At 44.8% G+C, this 25873-nt stretch carries 23 protein-coding genes and 1 pseudogene; 9 read left to right on the forward strand and 15 right to left on the reverse strand.

The genetic code is table 11. From position 1 onward, the window contains the following. The first annotated feature begins 68 nt into the window (after window positions 1-68). The gene (locus R7P36_RS23170) at window positions 69-1181 is read left to right on the forward strand and encodes an anhydro-N-acetylmuramic acid kinase (RefSeq protein WP_033906112.1); all 1113 of its coding nucleotides are present in this window, start codon (window positions 69-71) and stop codon (window positions 1179-1181) included. Window positions 1182-1217: 36 nt separating this feature from the next. Continuing rightward, on the forward strand, window positions 1218-2147 hold the full coding sequence (murQ, locus tag R7P36_RS23175; RefSeq protein ID WP_213899736.1) for an N-acetylmuramic acid 6-phosphate etherase: 930 nt from the start codon (window positions 1218-1220) through the stop codon (window positions 2145-2147). A gap of 51 nt (window positions 2148-2198) precedes the next feature. Here murQ and R7P36_RS23180 read toward each other — a convergent pair whose 3' ends face one another. Together R7P36_RS23180 and R7P36_RS23185 are read right to left on the reverse strand one after the other, a co-directional pair. Beyond that, window positions 2199-2471, reverse strand: a complete 273-nt coding sequence (locus R7P36_RS23180; protein WP_005381911.1) for a hypothetical protein — start codon at window positions 2469-2471, stop codon at window positions 2199-2201. 114 nt (window positions 2472-2585) lie between these two features. After that, window positions 2586-2927: a DUF2799 domain-containing protein gene (locus tag R7P36_RS23185; protein ID WP_005381912.1), complete on the reverse strand. Its 342-nt coding sequence runs from the start codon at window positions 2925-2927 to the stop codon at window positions 2586-2588. Window positions 2928-3207: 280 nt separating this feature from the next. Here R7P36_RS23185 and R7P36_RS23190 point away from each other — a divergent pair, with 280 nt between their 5' ends. The 4 genes from R7P36_RS23190 (at window position 3208) to R7P36_RS23205 (ending at window position 7861) form a co-directional block, all read left to right on the forward strand. Beyond that, window positions 3208-4692 carry a carbon starvation protein A gene (locus R7P36_RS23190; protein WP_005381914.1) on the forward strand — a complete coding sequence of 495 codons (1485 nt, stop codon included), beginning with the start codon at window positions 3208-3210 and terminating at the stop codon, window positions 4690-4692. Window positions 4693-4885: 193 nt separating this feature from the next. After that, on the forward strand, window positions 4886-6556 hold the full coding sequence (locus R7P36_RS23195) for a sensor histidine kinase (protein WP_005381915.1): 1671 nt from the start codon (window positions 4886-4888) through the stop codon (window positions 6554-6556). 31 nt (window positions 6557-6587) lie between these two features. Continuing rightward, complete coding sequence (gene btsR / locus R7P36_RS23200; RefSeq protein ID WP_064353638.1) at window positions 6588-7316, forward strand: two-component system response regulator BtsR; 729 nt, start codon at window positions 6588-6590, stop codon at window positions 7314-7316. Window positions 7317-7387: 71 nt separating this feature from the next. Then, a complete protein-coding gene (locus R7P36_RS23205) occupies window positions 7388-7861 on the forward strand; it encodes a low molecular weight phosphatase family protein (RefSeq protein WP_064353637.1) in 474 nt (157 codons plus the stop codon). 46 nt (window positions 7862-7907) lie between these two features. Here the strand turns inward: R7P36_RS23205 and ispH are convergent, their stop codons facing one another. The 6 genes from ispH to murJ form a co-directional block, all read right to left on the reverse strand. Beyond that, entirely contained in the window at window positions 7908-8873 is a 966-nt protein-coding gene (ispH, locus tag R7P36_RS23210) for a 4-hydroxy-3-methylbut-2-enyl diphosphate reductase (RefSeq protein WP_017636164.1), read from the reverse strand. A 24-nt stretch (window positions 8874-8897) separates the two neighbouring features. Next, on the reverse strand, window positions 8898-9329 hold the full coding sequence (gene fkpB, locus R7P36_RS23215; protein WP_042521860.1) for an FKBP-type peptidyl-prolyl cis-trans isomerase: 432 nt from the start codon (window positions 9327-9329) through the stop codon (window positions 8898-8900). 144 nt (window positions 9330-9473) lie between these two features. Then, window positions 9474-9980, reverse strand: coding sequence for a signal peptidase II (lspA, locus tag R7P36_RS23220; RefSeq protein WP_005385948.1), 507 nt, complete (start codon window positions 9978-9980; stop codon window positions 9474-9476). A 73-nt stretch (window positions 9981-10053) separates the two neighbouring features. Further along, entirely contained in the window at window positions 10054-12882 is a 2829-nt protein-coding gene (gene ileS, locus R7P36_RS23225) for an isoleucine--tRNA ligase (protein WP_017636166.1), read from the reverse strand. 64 nt (window positions 12883-12946) lie between these two features. Further along, entirely contained in the window at window positions 12947-13882 is a 936-nt protein-coding gene (gene ribF / locus R7P36_RS23230; protein ID WP_005381933.1) for a bifunctional riboflavin kinase/FAD synthetase, read from the reverse strand. A gap of 69 nt (window positions 13883-13951) precedes the next feature. Further along, a complete protein-coding gene (murJ, locus tag R7P36_RS23235) occupies window positions 13952-15514 on the reverse strand; it encodes a murein biosynthesis integral membrane protein MurJ (protein WP_025998736.1) in 1563 nt (520 codons plus the stop codon). 305 nt (window positions 15515-15819) lie between these two features. On the opposite strand from murJ, the gene rpsT reads away from it, so the two are divergent. Beyond that, complete coding sequence (rpsT, locus tag R7P36_RS23240; RefSeq protein ID WP_005381938.1) at window positions 15820-16080, forward strand: 30S ribosomal protein S20; 261 nt, start codon at window positions 15820-15822, stop codon at window positions 16078-16080. Between the two features lie 303 nt (window positions 16081-16383). On the opposite strand, the gene R7P36_RS23245 is transcribed toward rpsT, so the two are convergent. Together R7P36_RS23245 and nhaR are read right to left on the reverse strand one after the other, a co-directional pair. After that, the gene (locus R7P36_RS23245) at window positions 16384-16692 is read right to left on the reverse strand and encodes an ArsR/SmtB family transcription factor (RefSeq protein WP_005381940.1); all 309 of its coding nucleotides are present in this window, start codon (window positions 16690-16692) and stop codon (window positions 16384-16386) included. Between the two features lie 288 nt (window positions 16693-16980). Further along, window positions 16981-17871 carry a transcriptional activator NhaR gene (gene nhaR, locus R7P36_RS23250; RefSeq protein WP_005381942.1) on the reverse strand — a complete coding sequence of 297 codons (891 nt, stop codon included), beginning with the start codon at window positions 17869-17871 and terminating at the stop codon, window positions 16981-16983. A 386-nt stretch (window positions 17872-18257) separates the two neighbouring features. On the opposite strand from nhaR, the gene R7P36_RS23255 reads away from it, so the two are divergent. Beyond that, window positions 18258-19403: a Na/Pi symporter gene (locus R7P36_RS23255; protein WP_025768431.1), complete on the forward strand. Its 1146-nt coding sequence runs from the start codon at window positions 18258-18260 to the stop codon at window positions 19401-19403. Window positions 19404-19550: 147 nt separating this feature from the next. Beyond that, on the forward strand, window positions 19551-20693 hold the full coding sequence (locus tag R7P36_RS23260; protein ID WP_053306894.1) for a flavohemoglobin expression-modulating QEGLA motif protein: 1143 nt from the start codon (window positions 19551-19553) through the stop codon (window positions 20691-20693). A 70-nt stretch (window positions 20694-20763) separates the two neighbouring features. Here the strand turns inward: R7P36_RS23260 and R7P36_RS23265 are convergent, their stop codons facing one another. From R7P36_RS23265 to R7P36_RS23285, 5 genes and pseudogenes are all read right to left on the reverse strand, one after another. Next, window positions 20764-21615: a thymidylate synthase gene (locus tag R7P36_RS23265; RefSeq protein ID WP_025768429.1), complete on the reverse strand. Its 852-nt coding sequence runs from the start codon at window positions 21613-21615 to the stop codon at window positions 20764-20766. Between the two features lie 9 nt (window positions 21616-21624). Further along, on the reverse strand, window positions 21625-22446 hold the full coding sequence (lgt, locus tag R7P36_RS23270; RefSeq protein ID WP_005381948.1) for a prolipoprotein diacylglyceryl transferase: 822 nt from the start codon (window positions 22444-22446) through the stop codon (window positions 21625-21627). A gap of 87 nt (window positions 22447-22533) precedes the next feature. Next, window positions 22534-23325 carry a sulfite exporter TauE/SafE family protein gene (locus tag R7P36_RS23275; RefSeq protein WP_005385965.1) on the reverse strand — a complete coding sequence of 264 codons (792 nt, stop codon included), beginning with the start codon at window positions 23323-23325 and terminating at the stop codon, window positions 22534-22536. 6 nt (window positions 23326-23331) lie between these two features. Next, entirely contained in the window at window positions 23332-25578 is a 2247-nt protein-coding gene (gene ptsP / locus R7P36_RS23280) for a phosphoenolpyruvate--protein phosphotransferase (protein WP_213899734.1), read from the reverse strand. A gap of 2 nt (window positions 25579-25580) precedes the next feature. Then, window positions 25581-25873, reverse strand: a pseudogene (locus tag R7P36_RS23285) (RNA pyrophosphohydrolase); the annotation flags it as partial.

The following is a 25873-nucleotide window of genomic DNA, read 5'->3' on the forward strand; positions in this document are numbered from 1 at the left end:
TATTCGATGAGGTTATTCGCTTCAGATTTGCTTTACAATAAGTGAATGAAGAATTGACGAGATCGGCTATGAAATTTAACGAACTGTACATTGGTGTGATGTCTGGAACGAGTATGGATGGCGTTGATACCGCTCTAGTTGAAATAAGCGATGAGCATGTTCGTCTGATTGCGCACGACGACTACCCAATGCCCGCAGCGCTAAAAGACATGCTGTTATCTGTTTGTACCGGTCAAGCAACAAATTTAAAAACCATAGGTGAACTTGACCACCAGCTCGGCCACCTATTTGCAGATGCTGTGTTACAGCTACTCAATAAGTCTGGCTACGTCGCAGAGCAAATTCGTGCGATTGGTAATCACGGTCAAACAGTGTTCCATCAGCCTACCGGAAACTTGCCGTTTACCACTCAATTGGGCGATGCAAACATTATCGCAGTCAAGACAGGCATTGATACGGTAGCGGATTTTCGTCGTAAAGACATGGCGCTAGGTGGACAAGGTGCCCCACTCGTCCCTGCTTTCCATAAAAGCATTTTTGCGATGCAGGATTCCACAATTGTGGTGCTTAACATTGGAGGCATTGCCAATATCTCGGTACTGCATCCAGAACAACCAGTCATTGGCTATGACACAGGCCCGGGCAATATGTTGATGGACGCATGGTGTGCGCTGCATACTGGGCAAAGCTTCGACGAAGATGCACAATTTGCACTTAAAGGAACGGTAAACGCTACTTTGTTGACTCAATTACTCAAAGAAGCTTACCTCGCCATGCCTGCCCCTAAAAGTACCGGGCGAGAACTGTTCAATATTGACTGGCTGCATCAACAACTGGCCCATCACAATTTACCAATCGAAGACGTACAACGTACACTTTGCGAGTATTCTGCAATTACCATTGCCAACGAAGTCGACAAGTTTTCTCATGGCATCACACCTCAACTATTAGTCTGTGGCGGTGGAGCAAGAAACCCGCTTTTGATGCAGCGACTAGCTAAGTTATTGCCACAATGGAGCGTTGCGACAACGGCAGAAAAAGGTGTTGATGGCGATTACATGGAAGCAATGGCGTTTGCTTGGCTTGCGCAGCGCCATATTCACGGCCTCCCTAGCAACTTACCGGAAGTTACGGGGGCAAGTCGTCTCGCTTCACTGGGTGTACTCTATTCAAAAAATTAAGGGCAATATATCCTAAACAAAAAGGCTTAATTCATTATGACGAACGATGCACTTATCGCAGCTTTATCCCATCTGGTATCTGAAGGGCGAAACCCAGACACCATGGACATCGACTTGCTGCCTTCTCTCGATATTGTTCAACGCATCAACCAACAGGACAAACTCGTTCCTCTTGCCGTTGAAAAAGTGTTGCCTGAGATCGCTGAAGCCGTTGATAAGATCACGGAAGCATTTAAGGTCGGAGGTCGGTTGTTTTACATCGGTGCGGGTACCAGTGGTCGACTTGGCGTTTTGGACGCTTCAGAATGCCCACCAACTTTTGGCACAGATCCAGAGATGGTCGTTGGTATTATTGCCGGTGGAAAAGAGGCAATGTTCCGTGCAAAAGAAGGGGCGGAGGACGACCCTACATTAGGCGAGCAAGATCTTAAAGAGAATATGCTAACACAACGCGATGTCGTCGTTGGTATTGCGGCAAGTGGACGAACACCTTACGTGATTGGTGGCTTAGAGTATGCGAACAAGCTTGGTGCCACCACTGTAGCACTATCTTGTAACCCTGACTCTCCGATTGCAGATATTGCTGATATTGCGATTAGCCCCGTTGTTGGACCTGAAGCGTTAACGGGATCCACTCGCTTAAAATCAGGGACAGCACAAAAACTCGTACTGAACATGCTCACTACCGCAAGCATGATTCGCCTGGGCAAAAGTTATCAGAACTTAATGGTAGATGTGAAAGCGACGAATGCAAAGCTAGTTGCAAGAGCGGCTCGTATTGTTATGCAAGCAACAGATTGTACTAACCAAGAGGCTAAAACGGCTCTCAAAGAAACGGACTACGACGCCAAGTTAGCTATTTTGATGATTTTAACCGGGCTGGATAAAGAAAGCGCGACTGAGCAACTGAAAGCCAAACAAGGATATTTAAGAAAAGTCGTGAGCGCGCAAGCTAATCAATCTTAATCAATAAAGCGCCTCACTTATTTAAAAGTCAGGCGCCTTTTATGGCTTAATTTAGTAGTTCAATCGTTCAATGTGAGTAATACCGACTTTACCTTCAAGGTCGCTGAACATATGAACCATTGCTGGGTATGGTTGTGCTCCAGGGTAGACAACTTCTGCATTACAGAAAAACGCATAGTTTTGTCCGGCTACGACTTGAGTAGCCACAACCAAAGGGGAGTATTTGACACCGACAAACCCCTCGATACCTTTAGCAAATACTTCTTTATTCTCTGCTGTGAGTTCATGAAATGGACTCCAACCACCAGCCATTTGCGTTGACATAATGTGATTCCTTTTTTTCTGTGCTCACTATCAAGCAATATGAACATAGTTTAATAAGGAGAATTTTGCCACATTTATGTGATGCAGACAGTGTAACAACGGCTTTATTGACTATTAATTTGAGTATTCATTCCAACCACGTTGCCATTCCATGCGGAATTTTTGCGCTTGCTCAGTACCTTCACAAACCCCTTCGTAATACTGACCAGATAACCCCATTTGATACGCAAAAGCAGGATTACAGTACTCACGTAAACCTTCTAAATAACCTTGGTCGTAGTCACTTTGCTTAACACTACCCAACTCACGAAGCTCGCTCATCGTGCGCGATGTGTGTCCGGTTATGCCATCTTGATATCCGATCTGATGCCAATCTCCCGACTTGGCAAGATCTGCTGTCGTTGCTGTGCATCCTGCAAGTAAAGCCAGTGCCAGACCTACCGTTACCTTTTTCATGGTTCTTCCTTAAGTAATTGTTTTCAAAAATAAGCTTACCACTAATTATTGGCGCTTGCCGCTGAGCTTGCAGATTTAACCACTGATGACTCAAATCAGCCGCTCAAGACTGTCATCAACCTTTCGCCATTTTTAAAAACCGCTCAAGCAGCATATCGACCACTCAGTGCTCTATTCGACCACTCATCTACTAACCGAATGCATTTAACACAAGTGACGCATAACATGCATCCTGAGATTAAAAAATTACCCTACCCAACTAAGACCAAGGACAATTGCTATGATGTGGTTTCTAACCTGTGTCGCAGCCCTAATCGGCGGATACTTCATCTACGGCGCTTTCGTCGAGAAGATTTTCGGCATCAATGAAAAACGCCAAACGCCAGCTCACACCAAATCGGACGGTGTTGACTTCGTTCCAATGTCAACAAAGAAAGTTTACCTAGTTCAACTACTTAACATCGCAGGTGTTGGTCCAATTTTTGGCCCGATCATGGGGGCACTATACGGTCCTGCGGCGATGCTTTGGATTGTAGTCGGTTGTATTTTTGCTGGTGCAGTACACGATTACTTCTCAGGCATGCTTTCAGTGCGTAACGGCGGTGCATCTGTACCTACCATTACAGGTCGCTACCTAGGTAATGGCGCAAAACACTTTATGAATATTTTTGCCATTGTCCTATTGCTTCTAGTTGGCGTAGTGTTCGTTTCAGCCCCTGCTGGCATGATTACTAACCTCATCAATGATCAAACAAGCTTGAGCGTAAGCATGACTACAATGGTTATTGCTATCTTTGCTTACTACATCATTGCGACGATTGTTCCTGTCGATAAAATCATTGGTCGTTTCTACCCACTGTTTGGCGCCCTACTTATCTTTATGTCTGTTGGCCTAATGACAGCCGTTGCTTTCTCTAGCGAACACACAGTAATGGGTGACTTCCAAGTTTCGGACATGTTCTCTAACCTCAACCCAAATGACATGCCGTTATGGCCTGCATTGTTCATCACTATCGCATGTGGCGCTATCTCTGGCTTCCACGCAACTCAGTCTCCACTGATGGCGCGTTGTATGGAAAATGAGAAAAACGGTCGCTTCGTATTCTACGGTGCAATGATTGGTGAAGGTGTTATCGCGCTAATTTGGTGTGCTATCGCTCTGTCTTTCTTCGGCTCTCTAGACGCTCTATCCGAAGCTGTGAAAAACGGTGGTCCTGGTAACGTGGTATACAGCGCATCATTTGGTCTGCTAGGTGTGTTCGGTGGTATCCTTGCGTTCCTGGGGGTGGTTATCCTACCAATTACGTCTGGCGATACAGCGTTCCGTTCAAGCCGCTTGATCCTTGCTGAATACTTCAACATGGAACAAAAAACGCTACGTAACCGTCTACTGATGGCACTTCCACTGTTCGTTATCGGCGGTATCTTAACTCAAGTAGACTTCGGCATTATCTGGCGCTACTTCGGTTTTGCAAACCAAACAACAGCGGTAATGATGCTTTGGACTGCGTCCGCTTACCTACTGCGTCACAACAAGCTGCACTGGATTACCACTATCCCAGCTATCTTCATGACCACGGTATGTGTCACGTTCATCTTAAACAACAGCTCGCTAGGTTTTGGTCTGCCAATGCAACTATCAACTATCGTAGGTATTGTGTTTGCCCTAGCTGTGACAGGTTACGTTATCAAAACCTCTAAGGGTAAAGGTGAAACTGAACTGGCTGACGAAGAGAAACCACAAGCCGTATCAGAAACAGCGTAATACTCGTCACATCTGAGTGACTAAGATAGGAGCCTGCCAATTGCAGGCTCTTTTTGTTTTATACCCAAGTCACTTTAAGACTCAGAAAGCACAGCGCAGCATCATTTACTTAGCTGTTCTTATCTATCTGAGCCAAGCATCTTGAGGTTACTTAGGTATACAATAACAACATTGATTCTAGGTTAGGTTCACTATGGAACTGGTCATCTCCCTTTTACAACAGATGTGTGTGTACTTAGTTTTGGCTTACATGCTAAGTAAAACGCCAATCATCTTACCTTTGCTGAGTATTTCTTCGCGCTTAAGCCACCGCCTAATTTGTTACGTACTCTTCTCTGGCTTTTGTATTCTCGGCACCTATTTCGGTCTGCACATCAACGATGCTATTGCCAATACTCGTGCGATCGGCGCAGTTATGGGCGGGCTGTTTGGTGGACCTGTTGTAGGTTTCGCCGTCGGATTTACTGGTGGCATCCATCGATACTCTCTTGGTGGCTTTACCGACCTAGCCTGTGCAATTTCAACCACCGCCGAGGGCGTAATTGGTGGCTTGCTCCACGTTTACCTTATCAAGCGAAATAAAGGCGCATTGCTGTTTAATCCAAGCGTTGTATTCAGCGTCACGTTTGTTGCAGAAGTGGTGCAAATGATTTTGCTGCTCGCCGTCGCGAAACCTTTTGATCAAGCCTATGAACTGGTGTCCGCTATTGCAGCGCCTATGATCATCGCGAACTCATTTGGTGCGGCGTTGTTCATGAGTATCCTGCAAGACAGAAAAGCAATCTTTGAAAAGTTTTCTGCGACGTTTTCGCGTCGAGCGCTCACCATTGCTGATCGCTCAGTGGGAATTCTAAGCAACGGCTTCAACACCGAAAACGCAGAGAAAATCGCACGTATTATTTACGAAGAAACCAAAGTGGGCGCTGTCGCGATTACTGACCAAGAAAAGATCTTGGCGTTTGTGGGCATTGGCGATGATCACCATAAACCAAACACGCCGATTTCATCGCAAAGCACATTAGACTCCATGGAGAAAAACGACATCATTTATCTTGATGGCGCGGAGCGTCCATACCAATGCTCCATTGCAAAAGATTGCAAGCTCGGATCTGCGCTGATCATCCCACTGCGTGCAGGGAAAGAGGTCATTGGTACCATAAAGCTGTATGAACCGAAGCGTAAATTGTTCTCGACGGCCAACATGTCGATGGCGGAAGGAATAGCCCAGCTTCTATCTAGCCAAATCCTTTATGGCGATTACCAACAACAACAAGCCTTACTCGCCCAAGCAGAAATAAAATTGCTTCACGCTCAGGTGAATCCACACTTTTTGTTTAATGCACTCAATACTATTAGTGCGATTACTCGTCGTGACCCTGACAAAGCGCGCGAGCTAATCCAAAATCTATCGCACTTCTTCCGCAGCAATTTAAAGCAGAACATTAATACCGTGACGCTAAAGGAAGAGCTTGCACATGTGAACTCGTACTTGAGCATCGAAAAAGCGCGTTTTACGGACCGCTTAGAGGTTGAAATCGATATTCAACCTGAATTGCTGGACATCAAATTACCAAGCTTTACACTCCAGCCTTTGGTTGAGAATGCCATTAAGCATGGCATTTCAAACATGCTTGAAGGTGGTAAAGTTCATATATACAGCGAAGCACACCCACAAGGTCACTTGATTACCGTCGAAGACAACGCAGGCAGTTTTGAACCGCCAAAAGAAAACCACTCAGGGCTAGGTTTAGAAATTGTCGACAAACGTCTCACTAATCAATTTGGACGTGATGCAGCGCTAAAAATTACGTGCGAGCCACATCAATTTACTAAAATGAGCTTTATCATTCCCCCAAAATCATAAAAGCACGCTGAAGCAATAAAGGTAATGTTGGATGTTAACCGCACTCGTCATTGATGATGAACAGTTTGCTCGTGAAGAGCTAGCAGAGTTACTGGATGAAACAGGCCAAGTTGAGGTCGTGGGCGATGCCTCAAACGCAATCCTTGGCCTAAAAAAAATCAATGAACTTAAGCCTGATGTAGTGTTTCTCGATATCCAAATGCCTCAAGTCACGGGGATTGAACTACTTGGGATGCTTGATCCAGAAACCATGCCTTATGTGGTTTTTGTCACGGCTTATGATCAGTATGCGATTCAAGCATTTGAAGACAATGCCTTTGATTACTTGCTCAAACCTGTCGACCCATGCCGGTTAACTAAAACGGTCAAACGACTAAACAAAGTCATTAGCCAATCCGCCCTAACGCAACAACTGTCTGCTATTACACCTGACACGTTGGCTCAGATACCGTGCATCGGACACAACCGCATCGTTATCATGGCCACCGACACGGTGGAATGTGCTTACAGTGATATCAGCGGCGTGCATGTACGCTCCACCAGCCAAACCGCGAGCACCCAACTGACATTAAAAACGTTGGAAGAGAAAACCCCTCTAGTCCGCTGCCATCGTCAATACTTAGTCAGTATTAAAGCGATTAGCGAAATCAAGTTACTGGAAAATGGGTTAGCGGAAATCATTACCAAAACAGGCTTTGAGATACCAGTAAGCCGCCGCTACTTAAAGGTGCTCAAAGAGATGCTCGGCATTAGCCACTAACACAAAAACTTCACACATCATCGCTGAGTTTCCGCTAGCGTATAAATAGGACGCTCTGAAAAGACGAGGCGATGATGTATAAAGTTTTATTCATATGTAAGCACAACGCTGGACGAAGCGTCCTCGCGGAGTCAATCGCAACCAATATCCTGCCAGCAGATTTTAGTGTCACCAGTGGAGGCTCACATCCCACAGGCAAGGTGCACCCAGTGGTACAAAAATATTTAGATGACCACCAACTCCCCATTCCGCATATCCACACGCATTCATGGGAGGAGCGAACTCAGTTTCTTCCCGACATCGTTATTATTCTCTGTGATTCTTTACATAAAGAAACTGCTCCTCAGTGGCTTGCAGGTGGTGTTCGAGTAAACTGGCAAGTTGATGCTTTTCCGACCGATGGTTCTGATGAAGACATGTACGCACATTGCGAAAAGGTTGCTCAATCGCTTGAGCGAAGAATCACGAAGATGTCTGATATGATTATCGATGGTTTAGGAAAAGACCAAATTCGTGATTACCTAAATGAGTTAAGAGAGATGTAAAAAAGGCGACCCACAGGTCGCCTTTTGAATATTCGATAAATGGAGATTAATCCACTTGCTTGATTTGCAGTTCTTTAGGTACTTCAAAGAACATATTCTCTTCGCGACCAAGTACTTCATCAACCGCTTCGGCACCAACGAGTTCTTTGATTCGCTCTAGAATCTGATTAACGAGCTCTTCCGGAGCAGATGCTCCCGCAGTCACGCCGACCTTTGTTTTGCCTTCGAACCACTCAGGTTTGATATCTTCCGGACAGTCGGTTAAGTAGCCAGGTGTCCCTAGCTTTTCAGCTAGCTCTTTAAGACGTGTAGAGTTTGATGAGTTTTTAGAGCCCACCACAACCATCACATCTACGTCACCAGCTAATTCACGTACGGCATCTTGGCGGTTTTGTGTCGCGTAACAGATATCGTCTTTACGTGGACCTTGGATATCTGGGAACACGCGGCGTAGCTCTTCGATAACATCGGCAGTTTCATCGACAGAAAGCGTCGTTTGGCTTACGTAATGAAGATCGGATGGATCTTTCACAATCGCCTTCAGTTTCTCAACATCGGCTGGAGTTTCAACCAAGTACATACCACCGGTTTCACTGGCGTATTGCCCCATCGTACCTTCGACTTCAGGGTGACCTGCGTGACCAATCAGAACCACTTCCATATTACGACGGCTCGCACGCGCCACTTCCATATGCACTTTGGTTACTAAAGGACACGTTGCGTCAAATACGGTCAAATCACGCAGCTTGGCTTCCTGACGAACTGCCTGCGATACACCATGAGCAGAAAAAATCACAATGTTGTTGTCTGGCACTTCGTGCAGTTCTTCAACGAAGATAGCACCACGCTGTTTTAGACCTTCAACCACAAAACGGTTATGCACCACTTCATGACGCACATAAATCGGTGGCTGATACATCTCTAGCGCACGCTCTACGATGCTAATCGCGCGGTCAACACCAGCACAGAAACCACGTGGGTTAGCTAACAGGATTTTCATTTCATTGCTCATGGAAGTTATCTTTTATTTGGTTCGCTATTCTACTGACAAAATTTCAACTTCGAAAGTCACGTCTTGTCCCGCTAGAGGATGGTTGAAGTCCACAGTGACTGAATCGCCTGCAATCTCTGTAATAATGCCCGGGATTTCCATGCCATCAGGGCCACTGAAGGCCATGATTGTACCAACTTCCACTTCTGCATCACCTACAAATTTAGTGCGATCCATATAGTGAATATGATCAGGGTTTGGCATACCAAAAGCGTCCGCCGCTTTTAGTTCAATTGCCTTTTGTTCGCCTACTTGTAAGCCTAGTAGGCATTGCTCAAAGTTCTCACTCAAGCTGCCATCGCCCATAACAAACTTCGCTGGTTTACCCATGTTATGAGTACTATCTGCAACCGATCCGTCTTTCATTTTAATCGTAAAGTGAAGGGTTACTACCGATTCATTGGTTATTGTTGTCACGTTAATGCTTCCTTGTTCTTGGGTTATTACGCTGTCAGCTTGGTCTTTTTATACATTGATATGCTGATTGGCGCTCCAACATAATAAAAAGCGTCGCTCGAATCAACGGACGACGCTTAGGGTTATTCGATATACCGCAAAAGATTACTTGTCAGCGTCTTTTTTACGGAAGCCATCCAGAATAATCATTGCCGCACCAATACAGATCGCCATGTCAGCAAGGTTGAATGCTGGCCAGTGGTAGTTACCCCAGAAGAAGTCTAGGTAATCAACAACAAAGCCATGAACGACGCGGTCAAACACGTTGCCCACTGCACCACCAATAATCAGTGCATAAGCAATGTTGTTCCATTTTTCTTTTGCTGGAAGCTTGCTCATCCAGTAGGTCAAAAGACCCGTCACAACAAACGCGATACCTGTAAATAACCAACGCTGCCAACCGGCTTGATCGCTCAAGAAGCTGAATGCAGCACCGTAGTTATGAACATAAAGTAGGTTGAAGAATGGCAACACCTCAATTCGGTTTGCCCATCCGTAGCCCATGTTGTCCATCACCACCAATTTGATGCCAATATCTGCAATAAATACCAGAATTGCTAACCACAGCCAGCGAACTCCAGATTGCTTTAACGTCAGTGCTTTTTCACTCATTACTTTACCTACAAACAGCCCCAGTAAATACTGGGGCTGTTAATTTTAAAAAAAGTTCAGTCGTTCTAGGCAATTACGCGAATTTACGTACTTCACCTTCGCCGTCTACGTTAGACACACAACGACCACAGATCTTCTCGTGACCTTCAATTGTGCCTACGTCTGGCGTGTGGTGCCAACAACGGTCACACTTCTCGCCTTCAGCTGCTGCTACTTCTACAAACAAGCCTTCGATATCTGTGGCTTGTGCTGCATCCGTCTTCTCACCTAGAGGCTTAACTTTCGCCGCAGAGGTTAGTAAAACAAAGCGCAGTTCATCTTCAAGTTTGTTGATCTTCGCCGCTAGTGCGTCATCAGCAAATAGAGTCACTTCAGCTTGTAGTGCACCACCAATGGTTTTCTCTTTACGCGCATCTTCTAGAAGTTTGTTTACCGCACCACGAACCGCTTGGATCTCAGACCAGAATTCGTTGTTCAGCTCTTCACCTTCAGCAAGACCGAATAGACCGTCGAACCACTCACCAGTGAATACGAACTTGTCGCGTTGACCTGGCATTTCGTTCCAGATTTCATCTGCAGTGAACGACATGATTGGCGCCATCCAACGAACTAGCGCTTCTACGATGTAGTAAAGTGCAGTCTGACAGCTACGTTGAGCGTTGCCGCCACGTTTTGCTGTGTACTGACGGTCTTTAATTACGTCTAAGTAGAAAGAGCCCATTTCGATTGAACAGAATTGCATTAGACGCTGAGTTACACCGTGTGTGTTGTACTCTTCGTATGCTTTAACAATCTCTTCTTGTGCTGCTAGTGCACGACCAACCGCCCAGCGATCTAGCGCAACCATCTCTTCAACAGGAACGATGTCTGTTTCAGGGTTGAAGCCGCTTAGGTTAGCAAGGAAGAAACGCGCTGTGTTACGGATACGACGGTACGCATCTGCGCTGCGTTTTAGGATTTCATCAGAAACCGCAACTTCACCAGTGTAGTCTGTAGAAGCAACCCATAGACGAAGAATGTCAGCACCTAGCTTGTTGGTTACGTCTTTTGGCGCAACCACGTTACCGATAGATTTAGACATCTTACGACCCTGACCGTCAACCACGAAACCGTGTGTCAGTACTTGTTTGTAAGGTGCTTCGTCTTTCATCGCAATAGATGAAATTAAAGAAGATTGGAACCAACCGCGGTGTTGGTCAGAACCTTCTAGGTATAGGTCTGCACTGTTGCCGTTGTACTCTTCACGAGCATCAACAACAGAGAAGTGAGTGACACCTGAATCGAACCATACGTCTAGCGTATCTAGCACTTTTTCGTATTGGTCAACGTCAGCACCTAGTAGTTCAGCGGCATCTACATCCCACCATGCTTGGATGCCTTTCTCTTCAACCAGCTTAGCGACTTTCTCGATCAGCTCTAGCGTGTTTGGATGAAGTTCTGCTGTTTCTTTATGAACAAACAGAGCAATTGGCACACCCCAAGTACGTTGACGAGAGATACACCACTCAGGGCGACCTTCGATCATACCTTCGATGCGGCTTTGACCCCACTCAGGCATCCACTCTACATTCTTGATTGACTCTAATGCTTTAGCACGTAGGCCAGCTTGGTCCATAGAAACGAACCATTGAGGTGTAGCACGGAAGATGATTGGGGTCTTATGACGCCAACAGTGTGGGTAGCTGTGCTCGTAAGCGTGGTGGTGTAGTAGTGCACCTTTTTCTTTTAGTACTTCTACTACTGCATCGTTCGCTTTAAATACGTGCTGACCAGCAAATAGCTCTGTATCTGGTAGGTAAACACCGTTTGAGCCAACTGGGTTTGCTACTTCTAGGTTGTACTTGTTACCAACCGCGAAGTCTTCTTGACCGTGACCAGGAGCAGTGTGAACAACACCAGTACCTGAATCAGTCGTAACGTGATCACCAAGGATCGCCGGTACAGTGAAATCGTAGAATGGGTGTTGGAATTGAGAAAGCTCTAGGTCCGCACCTTTAGCAAAGCCAAGGTTGTGGAAGTGCTCGATACCCGCACGATCCATTACGTCTTTCGCTAGCTCAGCAGCAACGATGATACGCTCAGCGTTGTCGCCTTCTGTTTGGATAAGCACGTACTCTAGATCATCACGTAGACATACTGCGCGGTTTGCAGGCAGTGTCCAAGGTGTTGTTGTCCAGATAACGATAGATACGTCACCGTGACCTTCATGACCTTCTGTCAGTTCAAATTTAGATAGCAGTGCCGCTTCGTCAGCCGCTTTAAAACGAACGTCGATAGATGGCGATACTTTATCTTTGTATTCTACTTCCGCTTCAGCAAGAGCAGAACCACAGTCTGTACACCAGTGAACAGGTTTGAAACCTTTTAGAAGGTGACCATTGCTTGCAATCTTACCAAGAGCACGAATAATGTTCGCTTCAGTTGCGAAATCCATAGTGCGGTATGGCTTGTCCCACTCACCCATGATGCCAAGACGTTTGAAGCTCTCTTTCTGACCTTCAACCTGACCTGCTGCGTATTCACGACATTTCTCGCGGAATTCCGCTGCTGTCACTTTTTGGCCTGGCTTACCTACTTTCTTCTCTACCATTAATTCGATTGGTAGACCGTGGCAGTCCCAGCCTGGGATGTAAGGTGCGTCAAAACCTGAAAGTGTTTTGGATTTAATAATAATGTCTTTAAGAATCTTGTTTAGTGCGTGACCAATATGAATGTCACCATTTGCGTAAGGAGGGCCATCGTGCAATACGAATGACTTTTTGCCTTTCTTAGCTTTACGGATTTCACCGTAAAGATCTTCTTTGTACCAACGCTTAAGCATTTCTGGCTCACGATTGGCCAGGTTGCCGCGCATTGGAAACCCTGTTTCAGGTAAGTTCAGGGTATCTTTATACTCACTCATCGATTCTTAATTCCGTTATATTGGGCGAAAATTAGACATTATGTTGAACGGTGGAATAAACCGCTCAACGCTTAAGCTGACGCAGCCACACCCTTGCTGCTTCAGCATCCAATTCAATTTGTTGTTTAAGTGCTTCAAACGACTCAAACTTTTGCTCATCTCGAAGTTTATGCAAAAGTTCCACTTCTAGTTGCTTGCCATATAAATTGGCATGAAAGTCGAATAAGTGCACTTCTAACTGTTGGCGAACACCATTGACGGTTGGTCTTTGACCAATATTAGCAACACCACCAACTGGCTTATTTCCTAAGCCAAGCGCTTGAACAACATAGACTCCGGAAACCGGAGAAACACAGCGTTTCAAAGGAATATTTGCAGTAGGGAACCCAATGGTTCGACCTAGCTTTCTTCCATGAGAAACACGACCGCTGATGCTGTAGTTTCTTCCCAGCATCTGTTGCGCGGAATGCAAATCGTCACGCGCCAGCGCTTGACGGATAGCCGTACTGCTGACACGTAATTGTTGTAAACAAAAGCTCTGGGTACTTACGACATCAAAGCCGTATTTTTCCCCTGCTTCCTGCAGCATTGCAAAGTTACCTGTACGGCCTTTGCCAAAGCAGAAATCATCACCAACGACAAGAAACTTAACACCCAAACGCTCGACCAACAAGTCACGGATAAACTCTTCCGCGGTTAAACTTGCAAAATGGCGATTGAAATTGACACACAGTAAGCGGTCAATATCGAGCTTACTCAATTGCACGAACTTATCGCGTAATCGAGTCAACCTTGCAGGTGCCTTGTCTTTGGCAAACAGCTCCATCGGCTGAGGTTCAAAGGTCATCACAACAGAAGGCAAGGATAGCCTGTCCGCTTGCTCAGACACTTGCTGCAATACTTGTTGATGGCCTTTATGGACACCATCGAAATTGCCAATAGTCAGCACACAACCATGATGTCGCGGGTTGATATTGTGAATGCCTCTAATCAGTTCCATTGGATACTGCTTTCTGCCTCTGTTTTACTTTACACTGTGTGAAACTGACGGATTATATACTAATCACCCTCAGTCTGTCCCAGCTTTTAGGTCTTTTAAACGCGCACCAGTTAAAAATAGAACCACTAGGTAAACTACGGCTCCTAAACCGATCAACATCCCTAGCACCGCGCTTCGGTGAGCAAAGCTCCAGCCCAGCCATACTGACATATCTTCCAGTTGCCATAAGATTGCCGCCACCATCGCCGCGCCAGCAATAGCTAAACGTATAATAAAGAAGACGGTTCGCTTAGTGATTTGGTATACCTCTGCGATGTGCAGGCCACGATACAGCAGTGCCATATTCACAAATGCCGATAGTGCCGTCGCGATAGCCAAGCCAACGTAGCCATAGAAGTACGCAAAAATTGCATTAAATACCATGTTGGTCACCATCGCAATGATGCCGTATTTCACTGGCGTTTTAGTGTCTTGACGCGAGTAATAACCCGGAGCGAGCACTTTAATCAGCATAAAGTTCAACAAGCCTGAAGCGTAAGCAAAGAGTGACAATGATGCTTGATGTACGTCTTGTGGCGAAAACTCACCTCGCATGAATAACACCATCAACATAGGTTTTGCCAGTACCATCAAACCAAGCATTGCAGGAAGGCCAAGTAAGATCACCATGCGCACCCCCCAGTCCATGGTTTGTGCGAATCCTTCATTTTGTGCGTCAACATGTTTGCGTGATAATGCTGGTAAAATCACCGTTGCAATAGCAATACCAAACAGACCTAACGGGAATTCCAACAAGCGATCTGAATAGTACAACCAACTGATCGAACCGGTTTGCAGAAAGCTGGCAATAAAAGTATCAAACAACAAGTTGATTTGGCTTACCGACACACCGAACAAAGCAGGAATCATTAAGGTTCGGATCTTCACCACGCCCGGATCGCGCCAGCCCCATTTCGGCTTAACCATAACCCCCGCTTTAATAAGGAAAGGGATTTGAAATAAGAACTGAACCAAACCACCAAGGAAAACACCGATGGCAAGACCAATCTCTGGCTGTGGCATCTGCGGCGAGATAAACCATGCTGCCAAAATGATCATCACATTGAGGAAGACAGGAGTAAACGAAGAAACCGCAAACTTACCTAGTGTATTGAGAATGGCTCCCGATAGGGCAACAAAAGTGATGAACCATAAATAAGGAAAGGTAATCTTGAGCATCACGCTAGCAAGTTCGAACTTCTCAGCCGCGGGACCACCATGCATCCAGTCTAGGAACCAACCAAAACCAAACAGTGCAGTCACCACTCCGGAACCTAGAACACCTAAGATGGTAACAATTGAGACTATCACCCCTAATGTACCCGCCGCACGAGCAATGAGCTCCCGAGTTTTATTCATGTCGCCTTGAGCATGGCTTTCCGTTAAAACAGGTACAAACGCTTGGGAAAAAGCACCTTCAGCAAACAAACGTCGTAAAAAATTAGGAATTTTATTGGCGAAGAAAAAGACGTCTGCGCTTGCTCCTGCCCCCATTAAATTTGCCACTACAACATCACGAACTAGGCCAAGAACGCGGGAAATAAATGTCATAGCACTGACGATCATGCCAGACTTGAGTAGTCGTTTACTCACTGTAACCTCGGAATATCACCATAAGACAGCTAACCCTATACTGTTTCTCTGACAGGTGCTGTAAATAGACGTCAAAAATCTATCCGCGGGTTGTAAGGAATAAGTGTGCCTTTCGCGGATAATTATTAGCATTGGTATAAAAATGCTGTTAGAATCCCCGCCATCTTAACCGCGATAACCTCTCTTACCAAAATTTGTTTTGGCTTAGATCGGTTTTTGCACAAATCATTTGACATTTAAGCGCAAATGAGGGATATTCCTCGCCCTTAAATTGTCACAGAACTAAGTTTTTGGGAGTTAGACCCTTGGCAAATAGTAAATCTGCTAAGAAGCGCGCTATCCAAGCTGAGAAACGTCGTCAGCACAATGCTAGCCGTCGCTCAATGATGCGTACTTACATGAAGAAAACTGTTGCTGCTATCGAAGCAGGCGACAAAGAAGCTGCAACTGCTGCATTCGCTGTAGTTACACCTATCCTAGACCGCATGGCAACTAAAGGCCTTATTCACAAGAATAAAGCAGCTCGCCATAAGTCTCGTTTCGCTGCACAAATCAAAGCTCTTTAATAGAGTCCTGATTTTACAGTGAAGAAAAAACCGACCTTGTGTCGGTTTTTTATATCTACAAAGTTTTCTTAATAAAAAAAGCTGGCAATGCCAGCTTTTCTTTTTCTGAATGTCCCATTTAAAGACATCAGCTTATTCATTACCCATATAACGCTCAAACTAGAAAGCACTAATAAAACACTTGAGAACAAAGCAAATTGGTCGATGAGTAGTACCCTATCATCAAAAGTTTAACGCCACTCTCAAATATTCCAACAAGTTAGATTCACACTCTAAGATGAGCAGTATATTAGGACTATTTAATTAATGTTGAGCACTCTCAGCACAATAAAGACTATGCAGTGTTTTTATTAACGCTTTCACTTCATCACTCTTTAATGTGTAGTACACCGTCTGTGCTTCTTTCCTTGTCGTGACTAACTCATCACGGCGAAGCCAAGCAAGATGCTGAGATAATGCCGACTGGCTTAGCTCTAACTTTGCACACAGCTCTCCCACGGACAGCTCTTGGTTATGCAGCATACAAAGGATTTGTAGGCGTCTCTCGTTTGCCATCGCTTTGAGCAACACGACGGCTTTTGCGGAGTTCTGCTCCATTTCTTGTAGATTCATGTGTTGGACCTCTAGCTACAACTTACTTATTCCAACCCTGGCCAGCTTGTTGTGTTGCACTGATTTATATATCTAAGAAAATCAAGATACACTTCCAGAGTCTTCATTATTAGAACCTCTAATTTAGTTGTTAGTGATACACCAATATTATCCACCAAGGATTTTAATTGGTGCGCCATCAATAATTAATAGTTTTGCTCACTAAAACAAGTATCTTGCTTACTTAGATATTATTTAGAATTATATTTTTATTGATAGTAATCTATTTATTTACGCAACGATACGGGTTTACTCAAACATTTGACTGAAATCAGCATCACAAACATTTTTTACCGCGGGGTGTTGGATCATTCGTTCCGCAAAAATCACGTAGTACTCTTCTTTTAGCCCATCGACATGGCCAATTAGCTGTAAATTTCGGTCGTCTTCAATCTCCGACATGTATACGGTCGGTGCCAAGAAAATCACATCATCGTGGTACCGAGCAAAAGCTTTCATCAACGCAACATCATCAAACTCCCCTAGCACATTGGGTTGAAGGCCTTGACGATCAAACCATTGAATAACTTTACGCCCCATAGCCGTTCGGCTCGCGGGAATCAGAAGTTTTTTTTGTTCCAAGATCTCAGGGAATCGCACATTTTCAATTTCAGAAGAAGCAAAAAAGCTCATGCTACTTTCACCCAACTTTTTGCTATAAAGGCCAGGACTTTGAGTAGAATCAACGGGACAATCCGAAAGGATCATATCTAGCTTGTGCTGAGAAAGGCGTTCAAGTAGCAGTTCGTGGGTCGATTCATAACAGCGTAAATGAATACTGTTATCTTCCGGGACGGTCGTCATCAGTACTTTACTGACCAAGCGTTTAGATAATGCATCGGCTACACCAACTTCAAATAGAATGTTCGAGTGCTGGCTGTAATTGACGATATCTAACATCTCATAGCTCAAACCGAACATCCGGTCGGCGTACTTAAACACAAGCTGACCTAACTCAGTGGGCTCAACTGTACGACCATTGCGCTTGGTTAACTTTCCTTTCATGCGCTCTTCAAGCGCTTTAATCTGTCCTGTCACGGTTTGCGGTGTCAGGAAGAGCGCGTCAGCCGCCTTAGTTACAGAGCCCTGTTTGCACACCATCCAGAAATAATAGAGATGGTTGTAGTTTAGATGTGACATGATCGAGTCCCGAAAAGAAAGTGATACTTTTTATACCAAATGTGACAGAGACAAACAATAAACTCGACAAAACCATACAATACCTTACAAAAGCATAAGTTTTACCGAAAGTATAAAGTCAATACTGTCATAAAAGTTGAACTGAGGCGCATTTTCTCTACAAAAAAAACGCAAAAACCAAACAAAACGAAACCAAAATTTAACCACTAAAATCAACAAGTTAAAAATTAATTTTCTTCTTCTTTTACGCCATTATCAAAAAGAACAATAAAAATCTCTCACAGCAAGAAATCTGTAATATTACTGAAATATTTGTTCTCTAACATCGCCCGCAGATTCAACTACAGACCGAAAAATGAACTGAAAGGTCAACGGAGAAAATTATGATGAACCAAGCTACTTCAACAGTGGCACCAATTTCGAGCACAGCTCGTTGGTTACGCTGGGCTAACTTGGCATTCATGTTATATCTGCTTCTTCTAGCAGTATCTATGGTTGGTAGTGGCTTTAAATGGGCAACTGGCGATCAAGCTAAGGTGCTATTTGAATTTGCCGCACACCCAGTTGCAGGTCTAATGATCGGCTTGGTGGCAACAGCCTTAATTCAGTCTTCAAGTACTGTAACGTCTATTATTGTAGGCTTGGTTGCAGGTGGCTTACCTGTAGAAACCGCTATCCCTATGGTGATGGGTGCTAACATTGGTACCACAGTGACCAATACGCTTGTATCTCTTGGCCACGTGCGCTGTAAAGAAGAGTTCAAACGTGCATTTGCAAGTGCAACCATTCACGACTTCTTCAACTTGCTTGCTGTCGCTATTTTCCTTCCGTTGGAAATGATGTTCGGCATTTTAGAGAAAGTTTCTCACTGGCTTGTTTCTCCACTGCTTGCTACTGGTGATATGAGCATTAAAGGCTTCAACTTTATTAAACCAATTACAAAGCCAGTCGTAGGCGCAATTAAAGAGCCACTTTCTACCTTCGGTGATACTGTTGGCGGCGTCATGCTTATTGCTTTGGGTATTGCGACTATCTTCGTTGCAATCACAGTGATGGGTAAATTAATGAAGAGCCTAATGGTTGGTCGCGCACGTGAAATTTTGAAAAACGCCATCGGTCGTGGTCCTATTCACGGCATCGTATCAGGCTCAATCGTGACCGTTCTAGTACAATCTTCCTCAACCACGACAAGTTTAATGGTTCCGTTGGTTGGTACTGGCGTGTTGAAAGTACGAGATATCTACCCTTTCACTCTGGGTGCTAACATTGGTACTTGTATTACGGCACTACTAGCAGCGACAGCGGTATCTGGAGAGTTCGCAGTATTCGCACTTCAAATCGCTCTAGTCCACTTAGTATTTAACATCATGGCGACGCTGTTTATCTTTGGAATTCCATTCCTACGTGAGATTCCGGTTAAAGGCGCTGAGATGATTTCTGAAATGGCTATTAAGAATAAAGCTGTTGTTGGTGGCTACCTAATGTCAGTATTCGTTATTCTACCAGGTGCGATTCTAGCCCTAACAACGTAACAACAACGACATACCATCGCTTATTGTTTAGGCTCCACATCGTGGAGCCTTTTTTATGATAATTAAACTGTTCAAATCGATTGTCCGGTGATAATTTGAGCCACATCAGCATGCTTATGCTGAGCTATCTCATTTGGAGTCGACAACATGACGCAGCTTAATGACGCTATTTCTGATCAGCTACTCGCAATAGACGAAAACCTAACCCAACTGGTTGCTGATATTGATATCCTCAGTAGCGTGAATCCTCTTAATTATGCTCAAGAAAGAGAACGTTTCATTAAAAACAAATATTCTCAAGAGCCTAATTTTCAATATTCAATTACTAATGTAGATACTCACAGCGCAAAGCGACGTCTATATGAGCTACCTCTAGAAAACATTCAAGACACCCAATTGCAGAGGCTGTACGCAGATGTAATTCAGTCTTATGCAGATAAACTGGATCAAGTGAATACCATAGGCACGCAAGAGTTTCTTTATAACTCCTTACGCTATTATGGGGAACCGAGCGCCAAAGATATTGCCAACGCCCATTTCATATTGCACCTTCCTACAGAAGAAGAAAAAGAACCTCAGCACGATAGCCGTGCAATAGCACGTTTCATGCAAAATTTTGCTCAACGCAATGGGTATGAATGTGAAATACAGGTGTTGGACGGGATGTTAGCAAACGCACTAGTTTCAGGATCTCGAGTCAAAATTAACCACGCGGCGTACATCACCACTGATGAGCTGGAGGCTCTTGCACATCATGAAATGGGAGTACATCTCCTAACTACGCTTAACGGTCGTCAACAACCGCTAAAAGTCCTGAGCTTAGGTTGTCCTGCCAATACCAACACTCAAGAAGGGCTGGCTATATTATGTGAGTATCTGTCAGGACATTTCAGTATCAAGCGCCTAAGAACCTTAGCCTTACGAGTTCTGGCAGTAGAGTCGATGATCAAGGATCGCGATTTCCGCCATACGTTCATGCTATTAAAAGAACAGTATAAAGCTTCTGATCTTCAAGCATTTACAACGACTGCCCGAGTCTATCGAGGTGGAGGTTTAACGAAGGATTACTTGTATCTTAGAGGATTCCGAGAGGTGCTCAATGCCTATGATAAATTGGGCGATGACTTTTCACTATTGTTGTGCGGGAAAACGGAGCTGAAGTATTTTGAGCTTATCCGCTCATTAGTGAGTAAAGAAATATTCACTCAACCTAAGTTTATTAGCCCGGCACTGTCCACACCGATGCAGACCAACCCAATTCACCGTTATATTGTCAGTGCACTAAAATAATACCTTCTAAGTACAAAAAAGAAAAAAGCTCCATTCGGAGCTTTTTCTATATCTTGAAGAACGATACTCGTTACACTGAGAATGGGTAACGAATAGGATCGTGATGCTCGTACCCTTCAACCCAAAAGTCATCCAGTGTGACCCAAGTTTCCAAATCTTCTAGAGATTTAATCTCTGGGTTGATATGGAACGTCGGCGCTTTTAATGGCTCACGTTTCAACTGAACATCGCGCATCAGTTCAAGCTGATCTTCATAAATGTGAGCATTCACAATCTTATGAAATGCCTGACCAGGTTTCTTGCCCGTAATTTGCGCCATAATCACCAAGAACACGTAAACTTGAACCATATTGAAGTTTAAGCCAAGCGGTACATCACACGAACGCTGAGTACTATTCAGGTAAAGCGTATCATCCAGCAATGAAAAATGGTGACTGTACATACAAGGACGCAAGCACCCCATGTGGAACTCACCCGGATTGTAGAAGTTCAAGATTTCACCGCGGTCATCAACACCACGCGTTAAGTCATCCACTATCTTACGTAGCTGGTCAACATGACCACCATCAGGTTTCGCCCAGGCGCGCCCTTGAACCCCATAGACACGGCCCATGTCGTCTTCACCTTTACGGTATGGGTTATTCAACCAGGCATCATTTAGGTTGGCATTGGCATCCCAGGTTTTCGTGCCCAGCTTACGAAAATCTTCCGCATTATCGTAACCACGAATATACCCTAATAGTTCTGCAACGGCCGCTTTCCAAAAACTTTTACGTGTGGTGACCAACGGAAATTGATTGTTCGCAACATCGTAGGTTAAATCCGCGTTGATTACGGTCAGGCAGCGCTTGCCTGTACGCTCATTTTCAACCCAAACACCTTGGTCAACGATGCGTTGACACAAATCTAAATACTGTTTCACACCAATACCTTACTTCGTCTTTTGTGGTAATTCGTCTTTGTAATGACCACGTTTGTATGCCCAAACCATCATGAGGACACCGATAACCACCATTGGCAGGGATAAAATCTGTCCCATGGAAATAAAGCCACCGAATAAACCCAAATGAGCGTCTGGTTCGCGCACGTATTCTACTAGGAAACGGAAGGTTCCGTAACCCGCAAGAAAGAGTCCTGAAACAGAACCTAGAGGACGAGGTTTCTTGATGAACCAATTCAAAATGAAGAAAAGGACGATACCTTCAAGCGCCATTTCATAAAGTTGCGATGGATGACGTGGCAGTGGACCGCCATTTGGGAAAACGATCGCCCAAGGCACATCCGTTACTCGGCCCCACAACTCGCTGTTCATGAAGTTACCTAAACGCCCCATACCCAAACCAAATGGCACAAGCGGCGCGATAAAGTCAGCAACACCGAAGAAAGTTCGCCCGTTTTTGTGTGCATACCAGAACATCGCGGTAATCACACCCAGTAAGCCCCCGTGGAAAGACATACCACCGGTCCACACTTTAAATAGATACAAAGGGTCAGCCAGGAAGAGCTCAAAATTGTAGAAAAGCACGTAGCCTACACGGCCACCAATCACCACGCCAAGGAAGCCTGCGAACAACAAATCAGAAACCTGCTCTCGTGTCCAACCACTTCCAGGCTTATCCGCACGTCGGTTAGCTAACCATAGAGCAAACATAAAGCCCACAAGGTACATCAAACCGTACCAACGAACCGAAACAGGACCAATAGAGATTAAAACCGGATCAATATTGGGAAATTCAATATATCCCTGAGACATAAATCATTCTCTTCTTATCACAACAAAATAAATATACCCAAGTAACCTCTAGATGCTTGGTTCAGCGAGAATGACTTGGGTACAAACTTAGAGCAGCATGGTCGCTGCAACAAACATTAAGAACACCGCGAATATCTTTTTTAATACCGCAGTTGGAAGGTTAGTTGCCAGCTTCGCACCCACTTTTGTTGTGAGCATCGAGGCCATAGCAATCGCTAATAAAGCGGGAAGATAAACATAGCCAATACTGTATGAAGGTAAGCCTTCCACTTTATAGCCATGTAAGATGAAGCCGATCATACCAGAAATAGCAATCACGCAACCACAAACGGAGGATGAGCCCACCGCTTTACGCATCTCTATCCCATGTTTATTTAAAAATGGTACCGACAGTGAGCCACCACCAATACCAGCAAGGCTTGATACGACACCAATTCCCGTGCCGTAAACTACAGTCACAGGGCTGCTCGGCATAGGTTTACTGCTCGTAACTTTAATGGAACGAAACATTTGTACTGACAGGCAAAGAACAATGACACCAAACACTTTCGGCAAATAGTGTGTAGGGATCCACTCAGCAATATTGGCACCAACAAAGCCACCAATGACCACACCAGGCATCAACCATTTTACGACAAACATATCGACATTGCCGAGCTTAAGGTGATTCATCGCCGATGAGCCAGACGTGACAATAATACTCGCTAACGAAGTGGCTAAGGCCATGTGCATACTCATTTCTGGAGAGATCCCAGCAAGGGGAAGCAAATACAACAAGGCAGGAACAACAATCAAACCACCACCGATACCGAGTAACCCCGCCATCACACCCACAAAAGCGCCTAGCGCCAACAATAACAAAAATAAAGAGACGGTCACGATTTCCTACTTTTTACCTGCACGGATAAAGCCCGCAAAGCCCTGTTGAATGAAGAAGTCATGCATCATTTGATGAATGTCCTCCCCATAGGACTTTGTCATTGCTTGCTCCGCTAATTTTTCTAATTCTTCTTGTTGACTATGACGAATCAAATATTTCACCTTAGCCACGTTGGAGGTGTTCATACTCAAACTGGTATACCCTAACCCAAGTAAGAGAAGAGCGCCAAATGGATCACCCGCTAGCTCACCACAAATACACACGGGCACCTGATATTTATCACACACCTCATGGATTTGCTTAAGCGCTAACAGTACCGCAGGATGCATAGATTCATAGACATCCGCTACGCGCGAATTGTTCCTATCTACCGCTAATAAATACTGAGTTAAATCGTTTGTCCCGACAGAAACAAAATCAACACGGTGAGCAATCGTTGGCAACAGATACACCATCGATGGTACTTCAATCATGACCCCAATTTGTGGGAATTGAATTCTATCATCAAGCAAAACGGCTTCGCTGTGAGCTTGATTAATCAAGCTAATGGCATCGTCTAGCTCTTTTACCCCTGACACCATTGGCAATAAGATACTTAAGTTTCCGCTTTCTGCACTCGCTCTTAACATTGCACGCAGCTGGATCAAGAAAATGTCTGGATGATCCAATGTAAAACGAATGCCACGCCAGCCTAGAAACGGATTATCTTCTTCGATGGGCAAATACGGCAAAGGTTTGTCACCACCAATATCCAAAGTACGCATCACTACTCGTTGATTCGGATAGCTGTTAAGTATTGCTTGGTATTGATGATACTGCTCATCTTCCGAAGGAAAGTGATGCTGAAGTAAAAATGCAATCTCAGTTCGGTACAACCCAACACCATCAACACCTGTGTTGATGGCAATATTAATGTCTGCACTGAGTCCCGCATTCAGCATAATTTCGATATGGTGATTATCTTGCGTAACCGCAGGGAGTGCGAGGTCCTTGTTTACCATGGCAAACAATTCAGACTCTTCGCTTACTAAGCTGCGATACTCTCGCAACAACTGGCGGTTTGGCTCTAAGAAGATCTCCCCCGTATAGCCGTCGACTATCCCGAGTTTGCCATTCACCACATCCGGATTAATGTTTGCGCCCATGACTGCAGGGACCCCAAGAGCTCGAGATAAAATGGCAGCGTGAGAGTTTGCGCCTCCCTCTAATGATACGACGGCTAACAAGAACTCTTTAGGTACAGAAGCGAGCAAGGTGGCAGTGAGTTCATTCGCCACCAAAATAATGGGACGATCAATTGCAGAATTTTCTTGCTCGCTGTTGTGCAGAAAATAGAGCAGCCTTTGCCCTAACTCTCGGATATCTTGCGCTCTTTCACGCATGTATACATCCGACATTCTGGCAAATCGATTCGAGTATGACTCTACAACTTGGCGTAACGCCCAGTCTGCCCTGTCTCCTTTTTCAATCTGCTTCTTCAAATCACCGCGAAGCATCGGATCATTCAGTAAGTGAGTAAACAGATCGAAGATCGCCAGCGCATCTTTGTTGATTTCACTGTCCAGTTTTTTCCGCATGCGGCGAAAGTCATTTAACGCTCGCTCTATGGCCACCAGTAGTGTCTCGTGCTCGCGTTCCTTATCTAACGTGGACGAAGGGAAAATATCCGATAAACTCGGCTGGGTATTGTCGAACCAAAACTCTCCAATCGCGACACCAGTAGACGCAGGCAAACCTTTTAATACCGTGGGTTTAGATGCTAACTGCCAATGCCCAAGATTCTGCGCATGTGCAATGAGCACCGCTAACTGAGCGGATAAGGTAACAAGAAACGATTCTTCCATTTCACTAAACAAGCGCGGCGTTTTTTGTTGGATCACCAACACACCTAAAACTTGTTTACGATGAATGATTGGAGTAGCTAAAAAAGAGTGGTAAATCTGTTCGCCGAGTTGAGGAAAGAATTTGAACTCGGGGTGTTTTGAGGCTTCGGCAAGGTTAAGGGGTTCAGCGCTTCGTTTTACCAACCCAACCAAGCCTTCATTGAAGTTGATATGAATACTATCACCTTCAAAAATAAGGCCTTGAGTTGCCATTAACTCAAGGCGCTGCATTTCTTCATTAGCAAGATAGATAGTACAGCACTCAGTACTAAGGGCAGCACAAGTCTCTTTCACCAATATATCGAGTGCCAGATGCACATCATCGACCCTGGAGACTTTCTCAACTATTTCCCTTAGCTGACTGAGCATGATTATCCTCTACGTTGCTTTTTTCTTTTCCCTTTCGCTTTTCTCTCTCGAAAAGGCATGGCTAAGGATGCAAATTCTTTCATCGCTCGTCGATAAACATCTCGCTTGAAAGAAACAACTTGCCTAACTGGATACCAGTAACTTACCCAGCGCCAACCATCAAATTCAGGGGATTTTCCGCGTTGCATATTAATGCGAGACTCATCGCATTCTAATCTCAGCAGAAACCATTTCTGTTTTTGGCCGATACAAACAGGCTTGGAGTCCCAACGCACCAATCGCTTTGGTAGCTTAT

Origin of the sequence: Vibrio sp. 397 (genome assembly GCF_033339395.1) — a bacterium.
GTDB classification, from domain to species: domain Bacteria; phylum Pseudomonadota; class Gammaproteobacteria; order Enterobacterales; family Vibrionaceae; genus Vibrio; species Vibrio alginolyticus.